Source organism: Roseateles sp. (assembly GCF_046300915.1).
Lineage (GTDB): Bacteria > Pseudomonadota > Gammaproteobacteria > Burkholderiales > Burkholderiaceae_C > Kinneretia.
This window is the reverse complement of record NZ_JBKCLH010000220.1, coordinates 1-3,389: the sequence shown is the minus strand read 5'-3', so window position 1 is coordinate 3,389 and position 3,389 is coordinate 1. Positions and strand designations below refer to the sequence as shown.

The window sequence follows — 3,389 nt, the reverse complement described above, 5'->3', positions numbered from 1 at the left end:
GGGCCCAGGCGGGCGCGGCCGCGGCAGCAGCCGATGCGGCAGCGGCCGGGGCTGCGGGCCGCGGGGCGGAACGGGTGGGCGCGGCCAGGCCGGCTGCGCCCGCGTCACCGCCCTCGTCTTCAAGCTGGGCCGCCCACATGGTGGCGGCCACGGCCGCGGCCAGGCCGGTGGCCAGCAGGTACTGGCGCGGACCCAGGGTGTTCTTTGGCTCGGTGCCGGCGCTCATCGCGAGCCTCCTTCGCTGAGGGCCGCGCGGCCATGCAGCGACCATTGCAGCTCGGCCTCCAGCTCCGCGCTGGCCGGGTTGCTGCGGCGCAGCTTCAGCCCGTCCAGGCTCAGGGCCGGGTCTTGCCTCAAGGCCTGCTCCAGAAAGGCGCGCAGCGTGGCATAGCTGCCCTGCACCGGCATGCTCACGCGCAGGCGCTCCAGGCCGGCGTTGGCATCGACGCTGAGGCGGTGTTCGGTGCGGGGCGTAGACACGCCCGCACGCAGGGCGGCCTCCAGCAGATCGGCCAGGCGCTGCTGCCGCAGCTCGGGGCCGGGCAGTCCGGCGCGCCACTGCTCGGGCGTGCCCGGGCCGGCCGCGGCGCCGCTGGCACGCTGCAGGCGCAGCTGGCGCTGCAGCTGCTCGGCCTGGCTCTCCAGGGTCTGCCGCTCCTGCTGCCAGCGCTGAGCCAGGCCCAGCTCCAGGCCGCCGGCCACCAGCAGGGCCAAGAGGCCCAGGGCGCCGGGCCAGCCCAGGCGGCCAAGGCGACGCAGGGCCGGCACGCGCGCCAGCAGGGTCTGCAAGGGCGCGGGCAGGCGGTCCATGTTCAGACGCTTCATGGCTGCCCTCCCCGGCTGCGCGAGACCTGGGCCAGCTCGGGCCGCAAGGCCTCCGGCTGAAGACGGGCGCTGAGATCGAAGCGCTGGCCCGGCGCACCCTCGGTGGCGGTCTGGAAGCGCGCCAGCACCACCTCGCCCCAGCCCGGCGCGGCCGAGAGCCGCTCCACCAGCTGCAGGGCCTGGGCCTGGTCGCTGGCCAGACCGTTCAGGCGCAGCTCGCGGCGGCCGGCGCTGTAGTCCAGGCCCAGCCAGGCGATGCTTTGACCGGCCGCGGGGTCCACCAGGCCGGCCTGCTCCACATTGGCCAGCAGAGCACCCCAGGGCTGGCGCAAGAGGGCCTGCACCTCGGTGCTGCTGCGCAGGCGCTCCTGCTCCAGCGTGGCCTGGGCGCGGGCGGCGGCCTTGGCGGCCGCGGGCGGCGGCGCCACCGGGCGGCGCTGCAGCTGGGCCTGCAGATGGGCCTGGCGCTCGCGCGCCGTGCGCAGCTCGGCCTGGGCGCTCCAGGCGCTCCAGGCCGCCGTGCCCAGCACCAGCAGGCCGCAGGCCAGCAGGGCCCAGGCCAGGCGGTGCGGCGGCTCGGGCGGTGCGGCAAAGTCGGGACGCGGGACGGCGGCCTCGCCTGCGGGCGGCACGCGCTCGAACTCTTCCAGGCGCGGGGCCGCGGCGTTCAGATCGCCCAGCTGGCGCACGCCCGGCAGGGCCGGCATGCGCGGCGCGTCCAGGCCGTAGCCGGCCAGCAGCACGGGCAGCTCGCTCAGCTCCGGGGTCTGGGCACGCAGCTCGGTCAGCAGGTCCATCAGGGCCTCGACACGCGGCGCGGCCAGGCGGCGGTGCTGCAGCAGGCGCAGCTGGCCGGCCTCCAGGCGCATCCAGCTCAGCAGATCGCCCTCCACCCAGACCAGGGCAGCCTGCGGCGCACGGGCCCAGTCGGGCTGCTGGCTCAGGCAGCGTTGCAAGAGGGCAGCCCAGGCCGGGCGCAGGCCGCGCCGGGCCACACCGCGCTGCGTCAGGCCCTGGCGCAGGGCCGCGAGGTCCAGGCCGTGCAGGGCGCTGGCACCGGCTGTCCCACCGGCTCGCCAGGGCGCCAGCGCCCAGCGCTGGGCGGCGGCGCCGAAGTAATGCGCGAGCAGCTGACGGGCATAGGCCTGCAGCGCGGCCTCGTCCTGCAGGGGCAGGCCCGGCTCGCAGACCAGGTGCTGCAGGGCCCGCTCCGACACCACCAGGTCCAGGGCCTGGCCGGCGCGCAGGGGCTCCAGGCCCTCCAGGCCACGGACGTCCAGCCAGGCCAGGCGCGGCTTGGCCAGGCGGGCGCTGAAGGCCTGGCGCCAGCGCAAGACCTGTCCCCCCGGGGCGGGCGGGCTACTCGTCGAGAGTGACACGCTCAAGCTCCTCGAAAGTGGTTTCACCGCGGCAGACCGCGGCCAGGGCCATGGCGCGCAGCGGCTTCATGCCACGGCTGCGCGCCGCCTCCTTGATCTGGGACATGGGGGCCCGCGCCGCGATCAGATCGCGCAGGCCGTCGTCCAGGCGCAGCAGCTCGGCCACGGCGCGGCGGCCGCGGTAGCCGCTGCCGCGGCAGTGGCCGCAGCCCTCGCCACGCAGAAAGCGGTGGCTCGGGTCCGCGCGCAGGCCGTGGCGGGCCAGCAGTGCGGGCTCGGGCTCGTGCGGGCGCGCGCAATGCGGGCAGACCAGGCGCACCAGGCGCTGGGCCAGCACGGCGTTGAGCGCCGAGACCACGTTGTAGAGGTCCAGGCCCATGTGCATGAAGCGCCCGATCACGTCGAAGGCATTGTTGGCGTGGACGGTGCTGAAGACCAGATGGCCGGTCAGCGCCGCCTGCACCGCGATCTGCGCGGTCTCGGAATCGCGGATCTCGCCCACCATCACGCGGTCGGGGTCGTGGCGCAGGATGGAACGCAGGCCGCGCGAGAAGGTCAGGCCCTTTTTCTCGTTCACCGGGATCTGCACCACGCCGGGCAGCTGGTACTCCACCGGGTCTTCGATGGTGATGATCTTGTCCTGCCCGGTGTGGATCTCGGCCAGCGTCGCGTAGAGCGTGGTGGTCTTGCCCGAGCCCGTGGGGCCGGTGACCAGCAGCATGCCGTGGGGCTGGCGCGCCTGGGCGCGGATGGCGGCGCGCTCTTCGGCACCGAAGCCCAGGGCGTCCAGCGTGAGCGAGCCCTGGTCCTGCTCGATGCGCGCGCGGTCCAGCACCCGCACCACCGCGTCCTCGCCAAAGACGCTGGGCATGATGGAGAGGCGGAAGTCGATCTCGCGGCCCTGCACGCGCAGATTGAAGCGGCCGTCCTGCGGCAGGCGGCGCTCGCCGATGTCCAGCTCGGCCATGACCTTGAGGCGCGAGACCAGCTGCTCGGCCACGGCCGCGCCGTCCACCGCGCGCACCTGGGCCATCACGCCGTCGATGCGGAAGCGGATATTGGCGCCGCGCGCCGTGCACTCGATGTGCACATCGCTGGCCCCGTCCTGCAGCGCGTCGTAGAGCGTGGTGGTCTTGCCCGAGCCCGTGGGGCCGGTGACCAGCAGCATGCCGTGGGGCTGGCGCG

Annotated in this window: 4 protein-coding genes; all 4 read right to left on the bottom strand. The window is 75.1% G+C overall.

Annotated elements, in window-relative coordinates; all coding sequences use genetic code 11:
• Positions 1–226, bottom strand: a 226-nt coding sequence (locus ACK5F2_RS16670; protein ID WP_409866639.1) for a hypothetical protein, incomplete at its 3' end; no start/stop codon positions are given.
• On the bottom strand, positions 223–825 hold the full coding sequence (locus ACK5F2_RS16665) for a GspMb/PilO family protein (protein WP_409866637.1): 603 nt from the start codon (positions 823–825) through the stop codon (positions 223–225). The genes ACK5F2_RS16665 and ACK5F2_RS16670, both read right to left, overlap by 4 nt.
• Positions 822–2,204, bottom strand: coding sequence for a hypothetical protein (locus tag ACK5F2_RS16660; protein ID WP_409866635.1), 1,383 nt, complete (start codon positions 2,202–2,204; stop codon positions 822–824). Before ACK5F2_RS16660 ends, ACK5F2_RS16665 begins: the two co-directional genes overlap by 4 nt.
• A partial coding sequence (locus tag ACK5F2_RS16655) for an ATPase, T2SS/T4P/T4SS family (RefSeq protein WP_409866633.1) occupies positions 2,185–3,389 on the bottom strand: 1,205 nt, incomplete at its 5' end. The genes ACK5F2_RS16660 and ACK5F2_RS16655, both read right to left, overlap by 20 nt.